Origin of the sequence: Azotobacter chroococcum (assembly GCF_002220155.1) — a bacterium.
Lineage (GTDB): Bacteria > Pseudomonadota > Gammaproteobacteria > Pseudomonadales > Pseudomonadaceae > Azotobacter > Azotobacter chroococcum.
In genome coordinates this window covers 1,396,477-1,418,138 of sequence record NZ_CP011835.1, presented here as the reverse complement: position 1 = coordinate 1,418,138, position 21,662 = coordinate 1,396,477, and the positions used below count along the sequence as shown (strand labels likewise).

Genomic DNA, 21,662 nt, shown 5'->3' with positions numbered 1-21,662 from the left:
CCGCGAGGGACCGCCCGGCAGGCTGCGCCTCGCCAGTCCTCCACGAATCTGCCGTTCTCCATAGGAGATTCCCATGTTCCAATACACCGCCCGTCCCGACCTGCTGAAGGACCGCATCATCCTGGTCACCGGCGCCGGACGCGGCATCGGCGCGGCTGCCGCCAGGACCTTCGCCGCCCACGGCGCCACCGTGCTGCTGCTGGGCAAGACCGAAGAGCACCTCAACCGGGTCTACGACGAGATCGAGGCCGCCGGATATCCGCAGCCGGTGGTGATTCCCCTCAACCTGGAAACCGCCCTGCCGCACCAGTACGACGAACTGGCGGCGACCATCGAGCGCGAATTCGGCCACCTCGACGGCCTGCTTCACAACGCCTCGATCCTCGGCCCGCGCACGCCGCTGGAGCAGCTTTCCGGCGACCACTTCATGCGCGTCATGCAGATCAACGTGAACGCCGAGTTCATGCTCACCAGCACCCTGCTGCCGCTGCTCAAGCTTTCCGAGGACGCCTCGGTGCTGTTCACGTCCAGCAGCGTCGGCCGCAAGGGACGCGCCTACTGGGGCGCCTACGCGGTGTCGAAGTTCGCCACCGAGGGCCTGATGCAGGTGCTTGCCGACGAGGTCGAAGGCACCTGCGCGGTGCGCGCCAACAGCGTCAACCCCGGCGGCACCCGCACCGACATGCGCGCCCAGGCCTACCCCGGGGAAAACCCGATGAGCCGGCCGGGGCCGGAAGAGATCATGCCGGTCTACCTGTACCTGATGGGACCGGACAGCAAGGGCGTCAACGGCCAGGCGTTCGACGCCCAGCAGACGTCGAACATGCCCTGATCCGTCGCGCGGCGTCCCTCAGGGACGCTTGCGGCCGAAGCCCGGACGCTGGCCCTCGCCGGCCGGCGGACTGCGGCGCTTGGTCGGCGCCGGTGCCGGCCTGGGCTTGCGCGCCGGCCGCTCGGCCAGCTCGACGGGCGGCCGCTCGCCGGACGGCTTGCCCGGACGCTTGCGAGCGGGCTCGGTGGACGGGCGCTCTCCGGCCGGCCGCCCCGGCCGCTTGCGCGCCGATTCGGCCGGACGCTCGGCGACCGGCGTGCCGCGGCCGCGCGGTGCCTGCTCCTCCTTCGGCCGGCGCGGGGCGCGGCGCTCCTGTGCCTCTGCGCCCTCATGGGCCGGACGCAGCACCCGCTCGCGCGACCCGCTGCGGCCGACCGGCTTGGCCGACTTGCGCTGCAGGCGCTCGATCTTCTCGCGGAACTTCGGCTTCATTTCCGGCAGCGCCACCGGCTCCAGACCCACCTCGCTGCCGAGGACGTCCACCTCGCCCTGGGTCATCTCCCGCCAGCGACCCACGGACAGGTCGGCGGTCATGAACACCGGACCGAAACGCACCCGCTTCAGCCGGCTCACCACCACCCCTTGCGACTCCCACAGGCGGCGCACCTCGCGGTTGCGGCCTTCCATCACCACGCAGTGGAACCAGCGGTTGAGGCCCTCGCCGCCAGGCGCCTCCTTGATGTCGGTGAAGCGCGCCGGACCGTCCTCCAGCATCACCCCGCGCTTGAGGGTTTCGAGCATTTCCTCGGTGACCTCGCCGCGCACGCGCACCGCATACTCGCGGTCCATTTCGTAGGAGGGATGCATCAGCCGGTTGGCTAGCTCGCCGTCGGTGGTGAACAGCAGCAGGCCGGTGGTGTTGATGTCGAGCCGGCCGATGTTGATCCAGCGGCCGTCCTTCAGGCGCGGCAGGCGGTCGAACACGGTCGGCCGGCCTTCCGGGTCGTTGCGGGTGCAGATCTCGCCCTCGGGCTTGTTATAGATCAGCACGCGGCGCAGCGCTTCGGCGGCTTCCTCGCGCCTGAGCAGACGACCGTCGAGGGCGATGGCGTCGTTGCGGCCAACGCGCTGGCCGAGCGTGGCGACCACCCCGTTGACCAGCACCCGGCCCTCGGTGATCCGCGTCTCGACCTCGCGCCGGGAGCCGAGTCCCATGCGCGCCAGCACCTTCTGCAGCTTCTCGCCCTGGGCGGCAGGCAGGGAATTCTCTTTATGTTCGCTCATCTGGGCACCTCCCGGTGTATCGGTTCCGCTTGAATGGGGGCGCGCATCATACGCGCATCGCCGGCGGGGCGCATCCGCCCGCCGGGCTCAGTCGAGCAGGGCCACGGCCTCGGCGGCCAGACGCTCGATGCTCGCCCAGTCGCCGCGCGCCATGGCCTCGCCGTCGAGCATCCAGGAGCCGCCCACGCAGATCACGTTGGGCTGCGCCATGTATTCCCGGAGGTTGCCTGGACGGATGCCGCCTGTGGGGCAGAAACGGATGCCGGGAAAGGGCGCGAAGAAGGCCTTCAAGGCCGCCACGCCGCCGCAGACCTCCGCCGGGAACAGCTTGAAGCGCCGGTAGCCCAGGCTGTGGCCGAGCATCAGGTCGGAGGCGCTGCTGGCCCCGGGCAACAGCGGCAGCGGGCTTTCCAGGCCGGCCTGGAGCAGCTCCGCGGTGCAGCCGGGGCTGACCACGAACTGCGCCCCGGCGGCTTCGGCCTCGGCCAGCATCCGCGCATCGAGCACGGTGCCGACGCCGACGCATAGCTGCGGCCGCTCCCGGCGCAGGGTACGGATGGCCGTCAACCCGTGCTCCGAGCGCAGGGTGATCTCCAGGGTGCGCAGGCCGCCGGCGGCCAGGGCATCGGCCAGCGGCAGGATGTGCGCCGCCTGGCGCACGGTGACCACCGGCAGGATCCGCGCCTGGGCGCAGAGAGTGTCGAGGCGGGCGATCTTCTCGGCCATCGGGACGGACATGCGACGCTCCTCGGCGCTCAGGGGCACCAGTAGACCTCGAGGGGAGAATGCAGGAAGGCGCGGATCGGCATCTGCAGGACATCCTCGCCGGCCAGCGCGGCGCGCAGGGTGGCCAGCTTGGCCCCGCCCTGGATCTGCAGCAGGGTCAGCCGGGCCGCGGCCAGCAGCGGCAGGCTCAGCGTCAGGCGCTGGTGCGGCACGCTCGGCGCCAGCATCGGCAGGCAGCGGCGCGGACAGCCGGGATCGAGCGCCGCGGCCAGGTTCGGGCTGCCGGGGAACAGCGACGCGGTGTGGCCGTCCTCGCCCATGCCCAGCACCAGCACGTCGATCGGCTGGGGCAGCCCGGCCAGCGCCGCGTCGGCCAGCTGCGCCGCCGCCTCCAGGGACTCGGCCGGCCGGTAGAGCCCGACAAACTGCGCCTGCGCCGCCTGGCCACGCAGCAGATGGCGCTCCACCAGACCGGCATTGTTATCCGGATGGCCGAGCGGCACCCAGCGCTCGTCGGCCAGACCGATCGTCACCCGCTGCCAGTCCAGCGCCTGCTCGGCCAGCCGCTCGAAGAAGGCGACCGGGCTGCGTCCGCCGGACACCACCAGGGTCGCCCGCCTCTGCGTGTCGATGGCCGCCCGCAGGGCGTCCGCCACCTGCCGGGCCATGGCCGCCGCCAACCCTTCGGCATCGGCCAGCTCATGGGTGGCTATTCCCGGGGGCAACCCAACTGCATGAATAGACATAGAAAATCCCCGTATCGGCCCTCTCGGTGAGTGCCCGTTGCATTGAATGTACTTTTTACCAGCTTAGAAAAGAAAATCCCCCCTTCAGCGGGAATTTCCCCGGCCTCTGTTGTAATAAAACTACCAAGTCTTGTAAAACGCAGAAAAGCCCTCCAGATTAAGGACAGGGAAACGTCATGAGAAATTTCCTCGAACAGATCCAGGGGCGCCTCGACGATCTGAACAAGGCCGAGCGCAAGGTCGCCGAGGTCATTCTGCAGGACCCGCAACAGGTCATGGGTCTGAGCATCGCCGCCCTGGCCCAGGCGGCCGGCGTCAGCGAACCGACCGTCAACCGCTTCTGCCGCTCCCTCGACGCCAGTGGCTACCCGGCGCTGAAGATCCAGTTGGCGCAGAGCCTGGCCAGCGGCGCCGCCTATGTCAGCCAGGCGGTGGCGGCGGACGACGGTCCCGCCACCTACACGCGCAAGATCTTCGGCAGCACCATCGCTGCCCTCGACAACGCCTGCCAGGGACTCGACCCGCAGAGCGTCGACCGGGCCGTCGACCTGCTGATCCAGGCCCGGCAGATCCACTTCTTCGGCCTCGGCGCCTCCGCCTCGGTGGCCCTGGACGCGCAGTACAAGTTCTTCCGCTTCAATCTGGCCGTAGCGGCGCAGAGCGACGTGCTGATGCAGCGCATGCTCGCCTCGGTGGCCCATACCGGCGACCTCTTCGTGGTCATCTCCTACACCGGGCGCACCCGAGAGCTGGTCGAGGTGGCGCACCTGGCTCGCAGCAACGGCGCCTCGGTGCTCGGCCTGACCGCTGCCGGCTCGCCGCTGGCCAGGGCCTGCAGCCACAGCCTGGACGTTCCACTCCAGGAAAACACCGACATCTACATGCCGATGTCCTCGCGGATCATCCAGCTCACCGTGCTCGACGTGCTGGCCGCCGGCGTGACCCTGCGCCGCGGCACCGACTTCCAGACGCACCTGCGCAAGATCAAGGAAAGCCTGGCGCAGACCCGCTACCCGACCGACGACGAAGTGACCGAGGAGTGACCGCCCAGGACGCAGGGGGTCAAGCAGGCGAGCGCTCCAGCCACGCCTGCAGGGCCAGCCCGGCGCCCAGCAGGCCGGGCTGCTCGGCCGTCGCCAGCCAGACCGGGATGTCCTCCAGGTAGTCGCTCATCACCCCCTTGTCGACGAAGCAGCGGGCGAAGCCGCTGCCCTGCAGGAAGCCGGCGAAATGCGGCAGCATGCCGCCGGCCAGATAGACCCCGCCGCGCGCGCCCAGGGTCAGCGCGTGGTTGCCGGCGACCCGTCCCAGCCAGCAGCAGAACTGCTCCAGCATCGCCGCCGCGCCGGCCTCCCCGGCCAGTGCCGCGGCGCTCACCGCGGCGGCCGAATCGAACTGCGGCGCCCGTCCATCGAGGACGCAGCTGGCGCGGTACAGCCGCAGCAGGCCGCCGCCGCTGAGCACGCTTTCCGCGGAAACGTGGCCGAGTTCGCGCTGCATCACCTGCCACAGCGCCACCTCGCGGGCGCTGCCGAGCGGCAGGTCGACATGCCCGCCCTCGCCCGGCAGCACCCGCCAGCCGCCCGCGCCGTCCGGCAGCAGGGCGCTGACGCCGAGCCCGGTGCCCGGCCCCAGCACCAGCCGGGGGCAGCCGGTCGCGGCCTGACCGGGGCGGATGGTCAGCCGCTCGTGGTCGGCCAGGGCGGTCATGCCCAGGGCCATGGCGGCGAAGTCGTTGATCACCAGCAGCTGGCGCAGGCCCAGCGCATGGGTGAGCGCCAGGCGGCCGAACTGCCAGTGGTTGTTGGTCAGGCGGAACCGGTCGCCCTGCACCGGACCGGCGCAGGCCAGGCAGGCCGTCTCCAGTGCATCCGGCGGCAGCCCCCGTTCGGCGAGATAGGCGCGGATCGCCTCTTCCGGGCCGGGATAGTCGCCCGTGGCCAGCACCCGCAGCGCCTGCGGCCGGCCATCCCGCCAGAGGGCGAAGCGCACATGGGTGCCACCGATGTCGGCGATCAGGGCCAGCCTCATTCGAGGGTCCCGAGACGCCCGGTGAACACGCAGGCGCCCTCCTCGGCCGAACTGAAGGCCGCGCGCATGAAGGCGAACAGCTCGCGGCCGCAGCCCACGCCGGCATCCTCCGGCGGCGCGAGCGTCTCCCGCGCCGCCCATTCCTCCGCCGGCAGCAGCACGTCCAGCGTGCCGCGCTCGCCGTCCAGGCGAATCGGGTCGCCGTCGCGCAGCCGGGCCAGCGGTCCGCCCTCCTGCGCCTCGGGACAGACGTGGATGGCCGCCGGAATCTTGCCGGAGGCCCCGGACATGCGCCCGTCGGTGACCAGCGCGACGCGGTAGCCGCGGTCCTGCAGCACCCCGAGGTAGGGGGTGAGCTTGTGCAGCTCGGGCATGCCGTTGGCCTTCGGGCCCTGGAAGCGCACCACCGCCACCAGATCGCGCTCCAGCTCGCCGGCCTGGAAGGCCGCGGCCAGCTCGGCCTGGTCGGCGAATACCCGCGCGGGCGCCTCGACCACCCGGTGCTCCGGCGCCACCGCGGAGACCTTGATCACCCCGCGGCCGAGATTGCCCTGCAGCACGCGCAGGCCGCCTTCGACGGAGAACGGCCGGGCCGCCGGGCGCAGGACGTCTTCGTCGAGGCTCTGCTGCGGGCCTTCGCGCCAGACCAGCCGGCCCTCCTCGAGGAACGGCTCCTGGCTGTAGCGGGAAAGCCCGCGGCCCAGCACGGTGTTGACGTCCTCGTGCAAGAGCCCGGCGCCGAGCAGCTCGCGGATCAGGAAGGGCGTGCCGCCGGCGGCATGGAAGTGGTTCACGTCGGCCTGGCCGTTGGGATAGACCCTGGCGATCAGCGGCACTACCTCGGACAGCTCGGCCATGTCCTGCCAGGTCAGGCGGATGCCGGCAGCCTGGGCCATGGCCGGCAGGTGCAGGCTGTGGTTGGTCGAGCCGCCGGTGGCGAGCAGCGCCACCACCGCGTTGACCACCGCTTTCTCGTCAAAGACCTCGCAGAGCGGCAGGTAGTCGCCGGCCTGCCGGGTCAGCCGCGTCACCTGGCGGGCCGCCTCGCGGGTCAGCTCGTCGCGCAGCGGCGTATACGGGTTGACGAAGGCGGCGCCCGGCAGGTGCAGGCCGATCACGTCCATCAGCACCTGGTTGGTGTTGGCGGTGCCGTAGAAGGTGCAGGTTCCGGGGCCGTGATAGGACTTCATCTCCGAATCGAGCAGCTCGGCGCGGCTGGCCTTGCCCTCGGCGTAGCGCTGGCGGGTCTCGGCCTTCTCCTTGTTGGAGAGGCCCGAGGTCATCGGCCCGCCGGGCACGAAGAGGAACGGCAGATGGCCGAAGCGCAGCGCGCCGATCACCAGGCCGGGGACGATTTTGTCGCAGATCCCCAGGCACAGCGCCGCATCGAACAGGTTGTGGGACAATGCCACCGCGGTGGCCATGGCGATCACGTCGCGGCTGGCCAGGCTCAGCTCCATCCCCGCCTCGCCCTGGGTGACGCCGTCGCACATCGCCGGCACCCCGCCGGCGAACTGGCCGACCGCGCCGATCTCCTGCAGGGCGGCCTTGATGATCGGCGGAAAATGCTGATAGGGCTGGTGCGCCGAGAGCATGTCGTTGTAGGCCGAGACGATGGCCACGTCGACCTGATCAGCCAGACGCAGACGCTGCTTGTCGTCCTCGCCGCAGGCGGCCACGCCGTGGGCGAAGTTGGCGCAAGGCAGCTTGGTGCGCGACGGCCCCTCGGCGGCGGCACGGCGCATCTGCTCGAGATAGCGCTCGCGGGTGGCGCGGCTGCGCTCGGTCAGCCGCCGGGTGACTTCGAGAACTCGGGGATGCATAGCGGACGCCCTCTGGCTGGTCACCATTCATTTAGGCCCAGGGCCGGAAAATGAACAAGCCACAGGCGGCTGCGCCGCCGCCCCGCTCAGGAGTCGTCCGCCGTCCGCTCCAGACCGGCATCGCCCGCGGCATCCGCCTCCGGCAGGTCGTCGAAGTCGCTCTTGAGGCCCTGCTCCATGGCATCCAGCTCGGCCAGCAGGCTGCGGAAGCTGGTCTGCCCGGCCGGGTCACCGCGCACCGGCAGGCCGGCCGGCGAGGGCTCGTCGTCTACCGCAGTAGCGTCCGGCCCGGGCTCCAGGCTGCGCAGGACCGCCATCGGCGGCAGCTCGTCGAGGCTCTTCAGGTTGAAATGGTCGAGGAAGGCGCGGGTGGTGGCGAACAGTGCCGGCCGGCCGGGCACCTCGCGGTAGCCGACCACCCGTATCCACTCGCGCTCCTGCAGGGTCTTGATGATGCTGCTGCTCACCGCCACGCCGCGCACCTCCTCGATCTCGCCGCGGCTGATCGGCTGGCGGTAGGCGATCAGCGCCAGGGTTTCCAGCAAGGCCCGCGAGTAGCGCTGCGGCCGCTCCTCCCAGAGACGCCCGACCCAGGGCGCAAAGCGCTCGCGAACCTGCAGGCGATAGCCGGAGGCCACCTCCTTCAGCTCGAAGGCGCGGCCCCGGCAGGAGCCCGCGAGGATCGCCAGGGCGTCGCGCAGGCGGGCCGGCTCGGGGCGCTCGGCCTCCTCGAACAGCTCGCCGAGGTGCTCCAGCGACAACGGCCGGCCGGCGGCGAGCAGCCAGGCTTCCAGCAGCACGGCCAGTTCGGCCGGATCGTTCAGGTTCATGCCGTCTCTCCCGAAGGCTCGTCGCCGCGCAGGCGCACATGGATGGGCGCGAAGGGTTCGGTCTGCACCAGCTCGACCAGCGACTCCTTGATCAGCTCGAGCACCGCCATGAAGGTCACCACCACCCCCAGGCGCCCCTCCTCGGCGCGGAACAGCTGCACGAAGGGCACGAAATGGCCATCGCGCAGACGTTCCAGCACCTCGCTCATGCGCTCGCGGGTGGACAGCACCTCGCGGGTGATCTGGTGACTCTCGAACAGGTCGGCGCGACGCAGCACCTCGGCCATGGCCAGCAGCAGCTCGTCCAGGCCGACCGTCGGCAGCAGGCGGCGCACCCGCGCCTGCGGCGCCTCCAGCTGCGCCGGGTGCAGTTCACGACCGACCCGCGGCAGGCCGTCGAGTTCCTCGGCGGCGCTCTTGAAGCGCTCGTACTCCTGCAGGCGGCGGATCAGCTCGGCGCGCGGGTCCTCCTCGTCCTCCTCGGCCTGCGCCGGGCGCGGCAGCAGCATGCGCGACTTGATCTCGGCGAGCATGGCGGCCATCACCAGGTATTCGGCGGCCAGCTCCAGGCGCGCGACCTTCATCAGCTCGACGTAGCCCATGTACTGGCGGGTGATCTCGGCCACCGGAATGTCGAGGATGTCGATGTTCTGCCGACGGATCAGGTAGAGCAGCAGATCGAGCGGCCCCTCGAAGGCCTCGAGGAACACCTCCAGGGCATCCGGCGGGATGTACAGATCCTGCGGCAGCTCGGTCAGCGCCTGTCCGTAGATCAACGCGAAGGGCGGCTCCTCGCTTGCGTCGGCTTCAGGGGCGGCGCTGGCTTCGTCCGGCATGGACTCGCCGGCCGGCACTGGGCGGCGCAAGACTCAGGCTTCGCCGGCGAAGGGCGCCGGGTCGCCGCAGCCGACGCGCAGCACCTCGGGCTCGCTGTCGAGCAGGCTGACCACGGTGGAGGCTTCCAGCGTGCCGGCGCCGCCGTCGATGATCAGGTCGACGTGGTGTTCGAGGCGCCGGCGCATCTCCGCCGGGTCGCTCAGCGGAAGCGTTTCGCCGGGCAGGATCAGGCTGGCGCTCATCAACGGTTCGCCGAGCTCCGCCAGCAGGGCCTGGGCGATCGGATTGGCCGGGATGCGCAGGCCGACGGTGCGCCGCTTGGGATGCAGCATGATCCGCGGCACCTCGCGGCTGGCGCTGAGGATGAAGGTGTAGGGTCCCGGGGTCCAGGTCTTGAGCAGGCGGAAGGCGCCGGTGTCGACCCGGGCGAACAGGCTCAGCTGCGAGAGGTCGCTGCACACCAGGGTGAAGTTGTGCCGGTCGTCCAGCTGGCGCAGGCGGCGGATGCGCTCCAGGCCGGCCTTGTTGCCGAGCAGGCAGCCGAGCGCGTAGGAGGCATCGGTGGGATAGGCGATCACCCCGCCGCCGCGGACGATTTCCACGGCCTGGCGAATCAGGCGCAGCTGGGGGTTTTCCGGATGGATCTGGAAGTACTGACTCACATGGATTCCCTGTTCAGAGGGCGGCGCAGCGATGGACATGGGGGAAACGCGTCCAGAGAAGCGGCAGATCGTCCGGCAGCGGGCGGTACAGCCCCAGCTCGGACCAGGTGTCGGGGGCATGGAAATCACTGCCGGCGCTGGCCAGCAGACCGAATTCGCGAACCAGGATGGCCAGACTGCCGGTCTGCTCGGCCGGCTGCAGACCGTTGCTGACCTCCAGCGCATGGCCGCCGGCGTGGATGAAGTCGCCGACCAGACGGCGCCGCTTGCTGCGGGTGAAGTCGTAGTGCCAGGGATGCGCCAGGCTGATCCAGGCGCCGGCCGCGCGCAGGGTGTCGACCGCCTGCTCGAGGCTCGGCCAATACTGCTTGATGTCGCCCAGCTTGCCCGCGCCCAGCCACTTGTGGAAGGCCTCCGCGCGGTCCCGGGCATGCCCGGCACGCACCAGGAACTCGGCGAAGTGCGGGCGCGCCGGCGCGTTGTCGCTGTCACCCAGCTCGCGCTGCACCGCCCGGGCGCCCTCCAGGGCCCCGTCCATGCCCTTGCCGGCCAGCCGCCGGGCGATCTCCGAAGCCCGCTGCCAGCGGCCCTCCTGCAGCCCGGCGAGGGCCTGGCGCAACGCCGGTGCATCGCTGGCGAAGGCGTAGCCGAGCACGTGCACGGTGGCCCCGCCCCACAGGGCGGACAACTCGATGCCGTTGATCAGCTCGATGTCCAGCCCGGCGCTGGCGGCCTGCGCCTCGGGGAGGCCGTCCAGGGTGTCGTGGTCGGTCAGCGCCAGCAGCCGGACGCCGCGTCCGTGGGCGCGGCGAACCACCTCGGCGGGGCTCAGGGCGCCGTCGGAAGCGGTACTGTGGCAGTGCAGATCGACCTTCATGGGGCTGGCTTTCGCGTCTGTCGAGGTTTGTTATTATGCCGCCACATCCCGCGTCTGGCTGCCACAGTGAAACAATTCATCGATTTCATCCCGCTGATTCTCTTTTTCATCGTCTACAAGCTGGAGCCCCGCGCCGTCGAACTGGCCGGCCACACCTTCACCCTCGGCGGCATCTTCAGCGCCACCGCGGTACTGATCCTCGCCTCGCTGCTGGTCTATGGCGCCCTGTTCCTGGCCCAGCGCCGCCTGGAAAAGGGCCAGTGGATCACCCTGCTCGCCTGCCTGGTGTTCGGCGGCATGACCCTGACCTTCCACAGCGAGACCTTCCTCAAGTGGAAGGCGCCGGTGGTCAACTGGCTGTTCGCCCTGGGCTTCGCCGCCAGCCACTTCATCGGCGACCGCCCGCTGATCCAGCGCATCATGGGTCACGCGGTCAGCCTGCCGGCGCCGCTGTGGACGCGCCTGAACCTCGCCTGGGTGGCGTTCTTCGTGTTCAGCGGCTGCGCCAACCTGTTCGTCGCTTTCACCTTCCACGACTTCTGGGTCGACTTCAAAGTATTCGGCAGCCTGGGCATGACCGTCCTGTTCCTGGTCGGCCAGGGGATCTTCCTCGCCCGCCACATGCATGAACACAACACCGAATCCGCCGCCAAATCCAAGGACTGACATGCTCTACGCCATCATCGCCACCGACGCGGCAAACTCCCTGGACAAGCGCCGGGGCGCTCGTCCCGCCCACCTCGCCCGCCTGCAGCAACTGAAGGAAGAAGGCCGCCTGGTGCTGGCCGGCCCGCACCCGGCGGTGGACAGCCCCGCCCCCGGCCCGGCCGGCTTCAGCGGCAGCCTGGTGGTCGCCGAGTTCGACTCCCTGGAGGCCGCCCGCAGCTGGGCCGAGGCTGACCCCTACTGCGCCGCCGGCGTGTATGCCGACGTCAAGGTCAAGCCCTTCAACAAGGTCCTGCCCTGACCCGGCGCCGCCATGAGCGAACTGCTGCTGATTGACGACGACCGCGAGCTGTGCGAGCTGCTGGCCAGTTGGCTGGGCCAGGAAGGCTTCCAGGTGCGCGCCAGCCATGACGGCCACGACGCCCGCATCGCCCTCGCCGAAAAGACCCCAGATGCCGTGGTGCTGGACGTCATGCTGCCCGACGGCTCCGGCCTCGAGCTGCTCAAGCAGCTGCGCGGCGACTATCCGGACCTGCCGGTGCTGATGCTCTCCGCCCGCGGCGAGCCGCTGGACCGCATCCTCGGCCTGGAGCTCGGCGCCGACGACTACCTGGCCAAGCCCTGCGATCCGCGCGAACTGACCGCCCGCCTGCGCGCCGTGCTGCGCCGCAGCCAGCCGCCGGCGGCTTCCAGCCAGCTGGAGCTGGGCGACCTGTGCTTCAGCACGGCGCGCGGGGTGGTCGACATCGGCGGCCACGAGATCGCCCTCACCGCCTCCGAGAGCCGCCTGCTCGAAGCCCTGCTGCGCCAGCCCGGCGAGCCGGTGGACAAGCAGAGCCTGGCGCAACTGGCCCTCGGCCGCAAACTGACCCTCTACGACCGCAGCCTGGACATGCATGTCAGCAACCTGCGCAAGAAGCTCGGCCCCCACCCGGACGGCAGTCCGCGCATCCTCGCCCTGCGCAGCCGCGGCTACTACTACAGTCTCTGAAGGCGCCTTTACCTAGCCTTTACCCTCGCCTGACCGCACCTGACCCTGCACTCTCTAGACTGAAATCGTCCGGCACACAGCCGATCCCGCACTACTGAGGAGACACACCATGCGCAAGACTCTTTCCATGCTGCTGCTCGCCGCCGCCCTGCCCGCCGCCGCGATCGCCGCCGAACACGGCGAGCGGGGGCCGGCCTGCGACATGGGCTCCGACTATTACCATAAAGGGGCGGACGGCATGGCCGGAATGCCCGGGAAGATGGGCGGCATGCACGGGTTCAACCTGAACCCCGAACAGCGCAAGACCATGCACAAGGCCTACCAGGAAGCCGCCCAGGAGAAGCGCGAGATCACCCAGCGCTACCTGGACAAGCTGTCCGAGGCCGACAAGGAGGCCATGCAGAAAGAACTGCAGGCCAGCCGCGACAAGGCCGACAAGACCTTCCGCGACCAGCTGACGCCGGAGCAGCTGAAGGCCTTCGACGAGCGCAAGGCCGAGCAGGAAAAACGCCGCGCCGAGTGGGAAGAATTCCGCAAGTGGAAGGCCGAGAAGGAAGGCAAGCCGCAGTAAGCCTTTCCCCGCCGAACCGCCGGCCAGGCGGTTCGGCTTTCGCCCTCCGCAGCACCGGGTTTCCCATGCGTTCACTCTTCTGGCGAGTCCTCGCGGCATTCTGGCTGGCCCTGGCGCTGGTCGCCGGCCTGTCCATGCTGCTCGGCCGGGCACTGAACAACGATGCCTGGATCATCGCCCGCCATCCCGGCATGCAGGATCTCGCCAGGCGCTGGACGGAGCGCTACGAGGCTCAGGGGGCGCTGGCCGCACAGCCCCTGCTGGACGAGAACCGCGAGCAGTACCGCGTCTCCGTCCAGGTGCTGGACGAGACCGGCCGCCACCTGTCCAGCCGCGACCTCGCCCGGCACCGTCGGCCGCCGCCACCGCCCGAGTTCGGCGGCCCCCCGCCCCTGCCGCGCTTTCCCTGGCGCCAGCTGAGCCAGGAATACACCAGCCCGGAGAGCGGGCAGACCTACTTCTTCATCTACCGGATTCCCCACGAGGAGCTGAAGGCCTGGCGCCACGACAGCCTGCTCTGGCCGCTCAGCGCCCTGCTCATCGCCCTGGTGGTGCTGACCCTGTTCAGCCTGCTGCTGACCGTCTCGATCACCCGTCCGCTGAACCGCCTGCGCCGCGCCGTACATGACCTCGGGCAGACCAGCTACCAGCAGAACAGCCTGGCGCGCCTGGCCAACCGGCGCGACGAACTGGGCGTGCTGGCCCGCGACTTCAACCGCATGGGCGCGCGCCTGCAGAGCCTGATCGGCAGCCAGCGCCAGCTGCTGCGCGACGTCTCCCACGAACTGCGCTCGCCGCTGGCGCGGCTGCGCATCGCCCTGGCCCTGGCCGAGCGCGCCGACGCCGAAGAGCGCGCCCGCCTGTGGCCGCGCCTGATCCAGGAATGCGACCGCCTGGAGGCGCTGATCGGCGAGATCCTCACCCTGGCGCGCCTCGATGCCGACTCCGGCACGGCGCGCCCGTTCGACCTGGCCGAACTGCTCGCACGCCTGCGCAATGACTATGCCCTCAGCGCCAAGGGACGGGAAATCCGCAGCGAACTGGCGCCCGGACTCGACCTGTCGGGCTGGCCGGACATGCTCGAACGGGCGCTGGACAACCTGCTGCGCAATGCCCTGCGCTTCAGTCCGGCGGACCAGCCGGTGGAAATCCGCGCCGAACGCCAGGGCGAGCATCTGCTGCTCAGCGTGCGCGATCACGGTCCGGGCGTAGCACCGGAGCACCTGGCCCGCCTGGGCGAACCCTTCTACCGCGCGCCCGGCCAGAGCGCGGCCGGCCACGGACTGGGCCTGGCCATCGCCCGGCGCGCCGCGGAACGCCACAACGGCCAGCTGCTCCTCGCCAACCATCCGGACGGTGGTTTCGTCGCCACCCTGGACCTGCCGCTGAGCACGCCCCGCTGAGCCGCCGGCTCAGCCCGGCCAGGCGCTGACGAAATCGGCCGGCGCCAGCCGCTGCGGCACCCGCAACCCGCCCTCCGGCGTCCCCAGATAGAGAAAGCCGACGATCCGCTCGTTGCCGGCCAGCCCCAGGCCGGCCGCCACCCGCGGGTCGTAGGCGGCATCGCCGGTGCGCCACATCGCCCCGAGCCCCTGGGCATGGGCGGCCAGCAACAGGGCATGGGCGGCACAGCCGGCGCTGAGCAGCTGCTCCACGTCCGGCACCCGCGGGTGCTCCTTCAGGCTGGCGATCACCACCACCAGCAGGGGCGCGCGCAGGGGCGCGCTGCGGGCCTTCTGCAGGACTTCCTCGCGGGCCTCCGGCTGGCTGGCGGCGATGGCGCTGGCGAACAGCTCGCCGAGGCGCTCCCGGCCCTCGCCCTCCACGGTCAGAAAGCGCCAGGGACGCAGCTGGGCGTGATCCGGCGCACGCAGGGCAGCGGCAAACAGACGCTCGCGCTGCTCGGCGCTCGGTGCCGGATCATGCAGGCGAGCGACGGAAACGCGGTTGAGCAGGGCATCGAGAGCCTCCATGGGCACCTCCTTGGTTGTGGTGGGAAGAGTCTACGCCGCGCCGTCGGGCTTCGCCCCGTTCAGGCGCCCCCTTCAAGCGACCCGCTCCGGCGCCAGATCCGGCTGCAGAGGCGGCGTCAGCGGCGGCAGGCCATAGGCGGCACGCGCCTTGTCGCAGTGGGGATTGGCCAGGCCGTTGCTCCAGGCCGCCTCGAACTCCCGGCAGGTGCTGGAGCGCTGCTCGTAGAGGGTGCAGCGCACCGCGCCGCCGACCTCGCCGAGCAGGCCGATGCAGCGCACCGGCTTGCTTTCGGTACCACACATCGCCGCCCGGTGCGGGCCGACCGGCAGCACCAGATCATCCGGCACGAGCCCGCCGGCGGAGCGACATTCGCCCCAATAGAAGGACACACGAAAATGCGCGCAGCAGGCGCCGCACGTCAAACAAGGATTCTGATCGGACATGATGGGAAACTGACAAGAAACCGGCACGGGCCGGCACCCAGGCTGCACGAAGGTTCGGCAGACACCCTCGCCAGCCTGCCCCTGACAAGCGGCGCTATTCTATTCGCCGCCCTGCACTTGTGAAGAGGGCCGCGCACCCGGCGAGTCAGCCCGGCGGTTTACAGAGCAACCGGCGCAGGTAGAATGGCCCGCCTTGAACTTTCAGCCCAGGCATCTTTCCATGGCTTTGCCGACCCTGCGCACCATCGGCTTCATTCTCGGCCTTTTTTTGATCACCCTCGCCGCTGGCATGGTTCTGCCGATACTGACCCTGGTGATCTACGAACACAGCCATGAGATCGAGCCCTTCGTCTGGGCGAGCATGATCACCCTCAGCGCCGGGGTTGCCCTGATCCTCCCCGGCCGCCCGGAACAGGTGCAGCTGCGCCCGCGCGACATGTACCTGCTGACCACCGCCAGCTGGCTGGTAGTCTGCCTGTTCGCCGCCCTGCCGCTGAACCTGCTGCAGAACATCAGCTACACCGACGCCTTCTTCGAGGCCATGTCCGGCATCACCACCACCGGCTCGACCGTGCTGTCCGGCCTGGACAGCGCCTCGCCGGGCCTCTTGATGTGGCGCTCCATGCTGCACTGGCTGGGCGGCATCGGCTTCATCGGCATGGCGGTGGCGATCCTGCCGCTGCTGCGCGTCGGCGGCATGCGGCTGTTCCAGACCGAATCCTCGGACTGGTCGGAAAAGGTGATGCCGCGCTCGCACATGGTGGCCAAGTACATCGTCGCCATCTACGTCGGCTTCACCCTGCTCGGCATCCTGGCCTTCCATCTGGCCGGGATGGGCTGGTTCGACGCCATCAACCATTCCATGTCGGCGATTTCCACCGGCGGCTTCTCCACCTCGGATGCCTCGATGGCCAAGTTCGGTCCGGCCACGCACTGGACCGCCATCGTTCTCATGCTGCTCGGCGGCCTGCCGTTCACCCTCTACGTGTCCACCCTGCGCGGCAACCACCAGGCCCTGCTTCGCGACCACCAGGTGCGCGGCTTCATGGGGATGCTGACCCTCACCTGCCTGCTGTTCGGCCTCTGGTACTGGCAGCACTCCGATCACGCCCTCCTCGACGCCCTGCGCATCGTCACGCTGAACGTGGTATCGGTGGTCACCACCACCGGCCTCGTGCTGGGCGACTACAGCCAGTGGGGCGGTTTCGCGGTGATGGTGTTCTTCTACCTGACCTTCGTCGGCGGCTGCTCGGGCTCCACCAGCGGCGGGCTGAAGATCTTCCGCTTCCAGGTCGCCTACGTGCTGCTCAAGGCCAGCATGCGCCAGCTGATCCATCCCCGCGCGGTGCTCAAGCAGCAGTACAACGGCCACAACCTCGACGAGGAGATCGTCCGCTCGATCCTCACCTTCTCGTTCTTCTTCACCGTCACCATTGGCGCGATCGCCCTCGGCCTGAGCCTGCTCGGCCTCGACATGATCACCGCGCTGAGCGGCGCCGCCACCGCGGTGTGCAACGTCGGCGTCGGGCTCGGCCCGATCATCGGCCCGGCCGGCAACTTCTCCAGCCTGCCGGATGCCGCCAAGTGGCTGTTGTCGATCGGCATGCTGCTCGGCCGCCTGGAGATCATCACCGTGCTGGTGCTGCTGACTCCGAGCTTCTGGAAGCACTGAGCGGGCGTTGCGCCCGCCCGCCTTCCGTCACTGCCGCACCAGCCGCCGGTTGTCCGGGACCAGCGCCTCGGTGCTGCGGAAGGGGTTGATGTCCAGCCCGCCGCGGCGCACGTAGCGGGCGTAGACGCTCAGCCGCTCCGGCTCGAGCAGGCGCTGCAGGTCGAGGAAGATGCGCTCGACGCACTGCTCGTGGAAGTCCGCATGCTGGCGGAAGCTCACCAGATAGGCCAGCAGGCTGGCGGGGGCCAGCGCCGGGCCGCGATAGTCCACCACCACGCTGCCCCAGTCCGGCTGGCCGGTCACCGGGCAGTTGGACTTGAGCAGGTGGCTGTGCAGTACCTCCTCCACCCGGCGCCCCCGATCGCAGCGCAGCAGTTCGCCCGACGGCAGCCCATAGCGGGAAATGCCCACGTCCAGCTCGTCGATGCACTGCCCCGGCAGCGCCGCGACGCCCTCCTCCTGCACCTCGGCCAGGCTGCGCAGGCGCACCGCCACCGGCACTCCGGCCACGCCGGAAAGATCCGCGGCGAGGGTCTGGCGCAGCGTCTCGCGGTCGGCGAAGACGGTCTGGTTGAGCGAGTTGAGATAGAGCTTGAAGGATTTCGACTCGACGATGTTCGGCGAGTCGGCGGGGATCACGAACTCGCCGATGGCCACCACCGGCTTGCCGGAAGGCAGCAGCCAGGACAGCTCGTAGCAGTTCCACACGTCCACCCCGCGGTACGGCAGGCTCGCCGCCGTCAGCCCCAGCTCGGCCCACTTGGGCGCGCGCGGAATCGGGAACAGCAGGGACGGCGTGTAGGTGTCGAGGTATTCGCTGGACTTGCCCAGCGGGGAGTGTTCGGCGGCGGGATACATGGCACAAGAACCTGAGAGTGATCGAGCGCGACCAGTGTACCGGCTTCCCGGCGGGCTTTCATGCCGCAGGACGGGCGGGGCCGCAGCCGGTATAAAGGGCTTCCCTGCCTGGCGGACACTGCGATGAAACTGCTGATCGTCGAAGACGAACCCAAGACCGGCCGCGCCCTGCAGCAGGGCCTCGGCGAGGCCGGCTTCGCCGTCGACCTGGCCGTCGACGGCGCGACCGGCGAGCGCCTGGCGCTGGAGGGCGACCACGACCTGGTGATCCTCGACGTGATGCTGCCCGGCCGCGATGGCTGGCAGATTTTGCAGGCGCTGCGCCGGGCGGGCCGGGAGACGCCGGTGCTGTTCCTCACCGCCCGCGATGCGGTGGCGGACCGGGTGCGCGGCCTGGAGCTGGGCGCCGACGACTACCTGGTCAAGCCCTTCGCCTTCGCCGAACTGCTGGCACGGGTGCGCACCCTGCTGCGCCGCGGCCAGGGCGCGATCCCGGAGACCCGCCTGCAGGCCGCCGACCTGGAACTCGACCTGCTGCGCCGGCAGGTCCGCCGCAGCGGGCAGCGCATCGAGCTGACGCCCCAGGAGTTCGCCCTGCTCGAACTGCTGCTGCGCCGCCAGGGCGAGGTGCTGCCCAAGTCGCTGATCGCCGCCGAGGTCTGGGACATGCACTTCGACAGCGGAACCAACATCGTCGAGGTGGCCATCCGCCGCCTGCGCGCGAAGATCGACGACGGCTTCGCCCCGCCGCTGATCCATACGGTGCGCGGCCTGGGCTATGTCCTCGAAGTGCCTGCCGCGCCATGAGGCCGCTGTCCCTCGGCACCCGCCTGAGCCTGCTGTTCGCCGCCTGCAGCGCGGCCGTCTCGCTGCTCGCCGGCATCCTCTTCAACCAGGCCAGCGAGGGGCATTTCGTCGAACTCGACCACCAGCAGCTGGAGGGCGAGCTGGCGGTGCTGCGCGGCCTGCTTGCCGGGGTCGAAACGGAGGCGGACCTGCCGGAACGCCTGCCCGCCGTGCGGGAAGAACTGGCCCTGCATCCGGAGCTGGCCCTGCGCATCGTCGGCAGCGACGGGCTCATCTGGTTCGACAGCCTCCCCGGGCGCCACGACCCGGCGGCCTACCGCAGCCTGGAGGCGCCCCTGGAGCCGCGGGACGCCGGTGGCACACGACTGACCCTGCATCTCAACATCGCCCACCACCGGCATTTTCTCCAGGACATGCAGCGGCTGATCTGGCTCGGCGTCGGGCTATCCGCCCTGGCCACCGCCCTGCTCGGCGCCTGGGTGGCGCGCCGCAGCCTGCGCCCGCTGCAGCGGATGGGCGAGGTGGCGGCGGGCATCTCGGCCAGCTCGCTGACCACCCGCCTGGAGGAGACTCGCCAGCCTGCCGAGCTGGCCGAGCTGGCGCAGGCCTTCAACGCCATGCTGGCCCGCCTGGAGGATGCCTTCGCGAGGCTTTCGGCGTTTTCCGGGGACATCGCCCACGAGCTGCGCACGCCGCTGTCCAACCTGCTGACCCAGACCCAGGTGATCCTCTCCCGCCCGCGCGCCCTGGAGGACTACCGCGAGGCCCTGCATTCCAATCTGGAGGAGTTGCAGCGGCTGGCGCAGATGGTCGCCGACATGCTGCTGCTGGCCAAGGCGGACCACGGCCTGCTGCTGCCGAACCGTGAGCCGCTGCAGCTCGAGGCGGAGATCGACGCCCTGCTCGACTACTTCGCAGCGCTCGCCGAGGACGCCGGAGTGCGCCTGGAGCGTCGTGGCGAAGCCCGGCTGGTGGCCGATCGCGGCATGCTGCGGCGGGCGCTGTCCAACCTGCTGGACAACGCCCTGCGCTTCACCCCGGCCGGTGGCGAGATCCGCCTGGAGCTGACGAGCGCCGCAGGCCGCCTGCGCCTCGAGGTCGGCAACAGCGGTCCGGCGATTCCCGCCGAACAGCTGCCGCGGCTGTTCGACCGCTTCTACCGGGCCGATCCGGCGCGCCGCGAGGGCAGCGGCGAACATGCCGGCCTGGGCCTGGCGCTGACCCGCTCGATCGTCCGCGCCCACGGCGGGGAGATCCACTGCGAGTCCAGCGCGGGCTGGACGCGCTTCATCCTCGAGTTTCCCGCGTAATGCCTGAAGCAGGCCGTGCGGTGGGTTACCAGCTGCGCTCCAACCGACCCTACTGGCGCATGCCGCGCCCGCTCACCAGCAGACGCAGGCAGTAGGCGTACAGCAGTGCGGTGGCCAGCAGCATGAAGCCGATGGCGATGCCGATATGGATGTCGGAGACGCCGAGAATGCCGTAGCGGAAGGCGTTGACCATATGCAGGATCGGATTGCCCAGCGATACGGCCTGCCAGAACGGCGGCAGCAGGTCGATCGAGTAGAACACCCCGCCGAGGTAGGTCAAAGGCGTCAGGACGAAGGTCGGGATGATCGAGATGTCGTCGAAGTTGCGCGCGAACACCGCATTGATGAAGCCGCCGAGGGAGAAGATGGTGGAGGTCAGCAGCACCACCAGCACGATCAGTCCCAGATGATGCACCTGCAGGTCGGCGAAGAACAGCGACAGCAGGGTGACGATCGTCCCCACCGCCAGGCCGCGCAGCACGCCGCCCATGGTGTAGCCGAGGAGAATGATGTGCGGCGAGACCGGCGCCACCATCAGCTCCTCCACCGAGCGGTGGAACTTGCTGCCGAAGAAGCTCGACACCACGTTGCCATAGGAGTTGGTGATCACCGCCATCATGATCAGCCCGGGGACGATGTAGTCCATGTAGGGAAAGCCGCCCATCTCGCCGATGCGCCCGCCGATCAGGTTCCCGAAGATCACGAAGTAGAGCACCATGGTGATCGCCGGCGGCAGCAGGGTCTGCGGCCAGATGCGCAGGAAGCGGTTCACCTCGCGGGCGACGATGGTCTGCAGGGCGACCAGATTGGCACGCAGATCCAGGCTCATGGTGCCACTCCGTCGAGATTCCTTTCCACCAGGGACACGAACAGCTCCTCCAGGCGATTGGTCTTGTTGCGCAGGCTGAGCACCTCGATGCCCTGCTGCTCCAGTTGGGAGAACAGCGTGTTCATGCCGCGGCTCTTCTCCACCTGCACCTCCAGGGTATGGTCGTCCACCAGCCGCGCCGGATAGCCCGACAGCTGGGGCTCGACCAGCTGCGGCTCCTTGAGGTCGATCAGGAAGGTCTCCACGTGCAGCTTCTTCAGCAGCTCGCGCATGCTGGTGTGCTCGACGATCCGTCCGTGATCGATGATGCCGATGTGGCGGCAGAGCTGCTCGGCCTCTTCCAGGTAGTGGGTGGTGAGGATGATGGTGATGCCCTGGCGGTTGAGCTCGGTGAGAAAGCTCCACATCGAGCGGCGCAGCTCGATGTCCACCCCGGCGGTAGGCTCGTCGAGGATCAGCAGGCGCGGCTGGTGGACCAGCGCCCGGGCGATCATCAGGCGCCGCTTCATGCCGCCGGAGAGCATCCGCGACGGCACGTCGCGCTTCTCCCACAGCCCCAGCTGGGTCAGGTACTGCTCGGCGCGGGCTTTGGCGATGCGCGCCGGGATGCCGTAGTAGCCGGCCTGGGTGACGACGATGTCGAGGGTCTTCTCGAACTGGTTGAAGTTGAACTCCTGGGGCACCACGCCGAGGCAGCGCTTGAGGCCGGCCGGGTCGCGGTCGAGGTCGTGGCCGAACACCTGCACGCTGCCGCCGGTCTTGTTCACCAGGGTCGAGAGAATGCCGATGGTGGTGGACTTGCCGGCCCCGCTGGGGCCGAGCAGGGCGAAGAAGTCGCCCTCGGCCACCTCCAGGTCGATGCCCTTCAGGGCCTGGAAGCCGTTGGCGTAGGTCTTGGTCAGCTGCCGGATGGACAGAGCGGAACTCATGGGAATAGGCGCACGGATCTGATC

Annotated in this window: 24 protein-coding genes; 10 read left to right on the top strand and 14 right to left on the bottom strand. The window is 69.7% G+C overall.

Annotation, left to right across the window (positions count from 1 at the left end; genetic code table 11):
• Positions 1-73 precede the first annotated feature (73 nt).
• Positions 74-832, top strand: a complete 759-nt coding sequence (locus tag ACG10_RS06640) for a YciK family oxidoreductase (protein ID WP_039805199.1) — start codon at positions 74-76, stop codon at positions 830-832.
• Between the two features lie 18 nt (positions 833-850).
• On the opposite strand, the gene rluB is transcribed toward ACG10_RS06640, so the two are convergent.
• From rluB to pgl, 3 genes are all read right to left on the bottom strand, one after another.
• Positions 851-2,056 (bottom strand): 23S rRNA pseudouridine(2605) synthase RluB, encoded by a 1,206-nt coding sequence (gene rluB / locus ACG10_RS06635; RefSeq protein WP_089167614.1) that lies wholly within the window; start codon positions 2,054-2,056, stop codon positions 851-853.
• 87 nt (positions 2,057-2,143) lie between these two features.
• Complete coding sequence (locus tag ACG10_RS06630; protein WP_089169803.1) at positions 2,144-2,782, bottom strand: bifunctional 4-hydroxy-2-oxoglutarate aldolase/2-dehydro-3-deoxy-phosphogluconate aldolase; 639 nt, start codon at positions 2,780-2,782, stop codon at positions 2,144-2,146.
• Positions 2,783-2,811: 29 nt separating this feature from the next.
• Positions 2,812-3,528, bottom strand: a complete 717-nt coding sequence (gene pgl, locus ACG10_RS06625; RefSeq protein WP_089167613.1) for a 6-phosphogluconolactonase — start codon at positions 3,526-3,528, stop codon at positions 2,812-2,814.
• Between the two features lie 176 nt (positions 3,529-3,704).
• Between pgl and ACG10_RS06620 the strand changes: the two genes are divergently transcribed.
• Positions 3,705-4,571 carry a MurR/RpiR family transcriptional regulator gene (locus ACG10_RS06620; RefSeq protein ID WP_089167612.1) on the top strand — a complete coding sequence of 289 codons (867 nt, stop codon included), beginning with the start codon at positions 3,705-3,707 and terminating at the stop codon, positions 4,569-4,571.
• 19 nt (positions 4,572-4,590) lie between these two features.
• On the opposite strand, the gene ACG10_RS06615 is transcribed toward ACG10_RS06620, so the two are convergent.
• The 6 genes from ACG10_RS06615 to ACG10_RS06590 all read right to left on the bottom strand — a co-directional run bounded on the left by ACG10_RS06615 (position 4,591) and on the right by ACG10_RS06590 (position 10,588).
• Positions 4,591-5,559 (bottom strand): glucokinase, encoded by a 969-nt coding sequence (locus ACG10_RS06615; protein WP_089167611.1) that lies wholly within the window; start codon positions 5,557-5,559, stop codon positions 4,591-4,593.
• Complete coding sequence (edd, locus tag ACG10_RS06610; protein ID WP_089167610.1) at positions 5,556-7,382, bottom strand: phosphogluconate dehydratase; 1,827 nt, start codon at positions 7,380-7,382, stop codon at positions 5,556-5,558. Before edd ends, ACG10_RS06615 begins: the two co-directional genes overlap by 4 nt.
• Positions 7,383-7,468: 86 nt before the next feature.
• Positions 7,469-8,212 (bottom strand): SMC-Scp complex subunit ScpB, encoded by a 744-nt coding sequence (gene scpB / locus ACG10_RS06605; RefSeq protein WP_089167609.1) that lies wholly within the window; start codon positions 8,210-8,212, stop codon positions 7,469-7,471.
• On the bottom strand, positions 8,209-9,048 hold the full coding sequence (locus ACG10_RS06600; RefSeq protein WP_039807988.1) for a segregation and condensation protein A: 840 nt from the start codon (positions 9,046-9,048) through the stop codon (positions 8,209-8,211). Before ACG10_RS06600 ends, scpB begins: the two co-directional genes overlap by 4 nt.
• A gap of 33 nt (positions 9,049-9,081) precedes the next feature.
• Positions 9,082-9,711 carry an L-threonylcarbamoyladenylate synthase gene (locus ACG10_RS06595; protein ID WP_089167608.1) on the bottom strand — a complete coding sequence of 210 codons (630 nt, stop codon included), beginning with the start codon at positions 9,709-9,711 and terminating at the stop codon, positions 9,082-9,084.
• A gap of 13 nt (positions 9,712-9,724) precedes the next feature.
• Entirely contained in the window at positions 9,725-10,588 is an 864-nt protein-coding gene (locus ACG10_RS06590) for a PHP domain-containing protein (protein WP_089167607.1), read from the bottom strand.
• 66 nt (positions 10,589-10,654) lie between these two features.
• On the opposite strand from ACG10_RS06590, the gene ACG10_RS06585 reads away from it, so the two are divergent.
• The 5 genes from ACG10_RS06585 (at position 10,655) to ACG10_RS06565 (ending at position 14,219) form a co-directional block, all read left to right on the top strand.
• Positions 10,655-11,254: a septation protein A gene (locus ACG10_RS06585; RefSeq protein WP_089167606.1), complete on the top strand. Its 600-nt coding sequence runs from the start codon at positions 10,655-10,657 to the stop codon at positions 11,252-11,254.
• 1 nt (position 11,255) lies between these two features.
• Positions 11,256-11,555, top strand: coding sequence for a YciI family protein (locus ACG10_RS06580; protein ID WP_089167605.1), 300 nt, complete (start codon positions 11,256-11,258; stop codon positions 11,553-11,555).
• A gap of 12 nt (positions 11,556-11,567) precedes the next feature.
• Complete coding sequence (locus tag ACG10_RS06575; protein WP_089167604.1) at positions 11,568-12,245, top strand: response regulator transcription factor; 678 nt, start codon at positions 11,568-11,570, stop codon at positions 12,243-12,245.
• 109 nt (positions 12,246-12,354) lie between these two features.
• Positions 12,355-12,816: a hypothetical protein gene (locus ACG10_RS06570; RefSeq protein WP_089167603.1), complete on the top strand. Its 462-nt coding sequence runs from the start codon at positions 12,355-12,357 to the stop codon at positions 12,814-12,816.
• 65 nt (positions 12,817-12,881) lie between these two features.
• Positions 12,882-14,219, top strand: coding sequence for a sensor histidine kinase (locus ACG10_RS06565; RefSeq protein WP_089167602.1), 1,338 nt, complete (start codon positions 12,882-12,884; stop codon positions 14,217-14,219).
• Positions 14,220-14,228: 9 nt separating this feature from the next.
• Here ACG10_RS06565 and ACG10_RS06560 read toward each other — a convergent pair whose 3' ends face one another.
• On the bottom strand, positions 14,229-14,789 hold the full coding sequence (locus ACG10_RS06560; RefSeq protein WP_089167601.1) for an NAD(P)H nitroreductase: 561 nt from the start codon (positions 14,787-14,789) through the stop codon (positions 14,229-14,231).
• Between the two features lie 72 nt (positions 14,790-14,861).
• Complete coding sequence (locus ACG10_RS06555; RefSeq protein ID WP_089167600.1) at positions 14,862-15,233, bottom strand: YkgJ family cysteine cluster protein; 372 nt, start codon at positions 15,231-15,233, stop codon at positions 14,862-14,864.
• Positions 15,234-15,453: 220 nt separating this feature from the next.
• On the opposite strand from ACG10_RS06555, the gene ACG10_RS06550 reads away from it, so the two are divergent.
• Positions 15,454-16,905, top strand: coding sequence for a TrkH family potassium uptake protein (locus ACG10_RS06550; protein ID WP_089167599.1), 1,452 nt, complete (start codon positions 15,454-15,456; stop codon positions 16,903-16,905).
• A 27-nt stretch (positions 16,906-16,932) separates the two neighbouring features.
• Here ACG10_RS06550 and queF read toward each other — a convergent pair whose 3' ends face one another.
• Complete coding sequence (gene queF, locus ACG10_RS06545) at positions 16,933-17,763, bottom strand: NADPH-dependent 7-cyano-7-deazaguanine reductase QueF (RefSeq protein ID WP_089167598.1); 831 nt, start codon at positions 17,761-17,763, stop codon at positions 16,933-16,935.
• Between the two features lie 123 nt (positions 17,764-17,886).
• On the opposite strand from queF, the gene ACG10_RS06540 reads away from it, so the two are divergent.
• Both ACG10_RS06540 and ACG10_RS06535 read left to right on the top strand, forming a co-directional pair.
• Positions 17,887-18,570 carry a heavy metal response regulator transcription factor gene (locus tag ACG10_RS06540; RefSeq protein WP_089167597.1) on the top strand — a complete coding sequence of 228 codons (684 nt, stop codon included), beginning with the start codon at positions 17,887-17,889 and terminating at the stop codon, positions 18,568-18,570.
• Positions 18,567-19,880 carry a heavy metal sensor histidine kinase gene (locus ACG10_RS06535; RefSeq protein ID WP_089167596.1) on the top strand — a complete coding sequence of 438 codons (1,314 nt, stop codon included), beginning with the start codon at positions 18,567-18,569 and terminating at the stop codon, positions 19,878-19,880. Before ACG10_RS06540 ends, ACG10_RS06535 begins: the two co-directional genes overlap by 4 nt.
• A 49-nt stretch (positions 19,881-19,929) precedes the next feature.
• Here the strand turns inward: ACG10_RS06535 and ACG10_RS06530 are convergent, their stop codons facing one another.
• A complete protein-coding gene (locus ACG10_RS06530; protein WP_039805250.1) occupies positions 19,930-20,709 on the bottom strand; it encodes an ABC transporter permease in 780 nt (259 codons plus the stop codon).
• Positions 20,706-21,638, bottom strand: a complete 933-nt coding sequence (locus ACG10_RS06525; RefSeq protein ID WP_089167595.1) for an ABC transporter ATP-binding protein — start codon at positions 21,636-21,638, stop codon at positions 20,706-20,708. Before ACG10_RS06525 ends, ACG10_RS06530 begins: the two co-directional genes overlap by 4 nt.
• Positions 21,639-21,662: the final 24 nt, after the last annotated feature.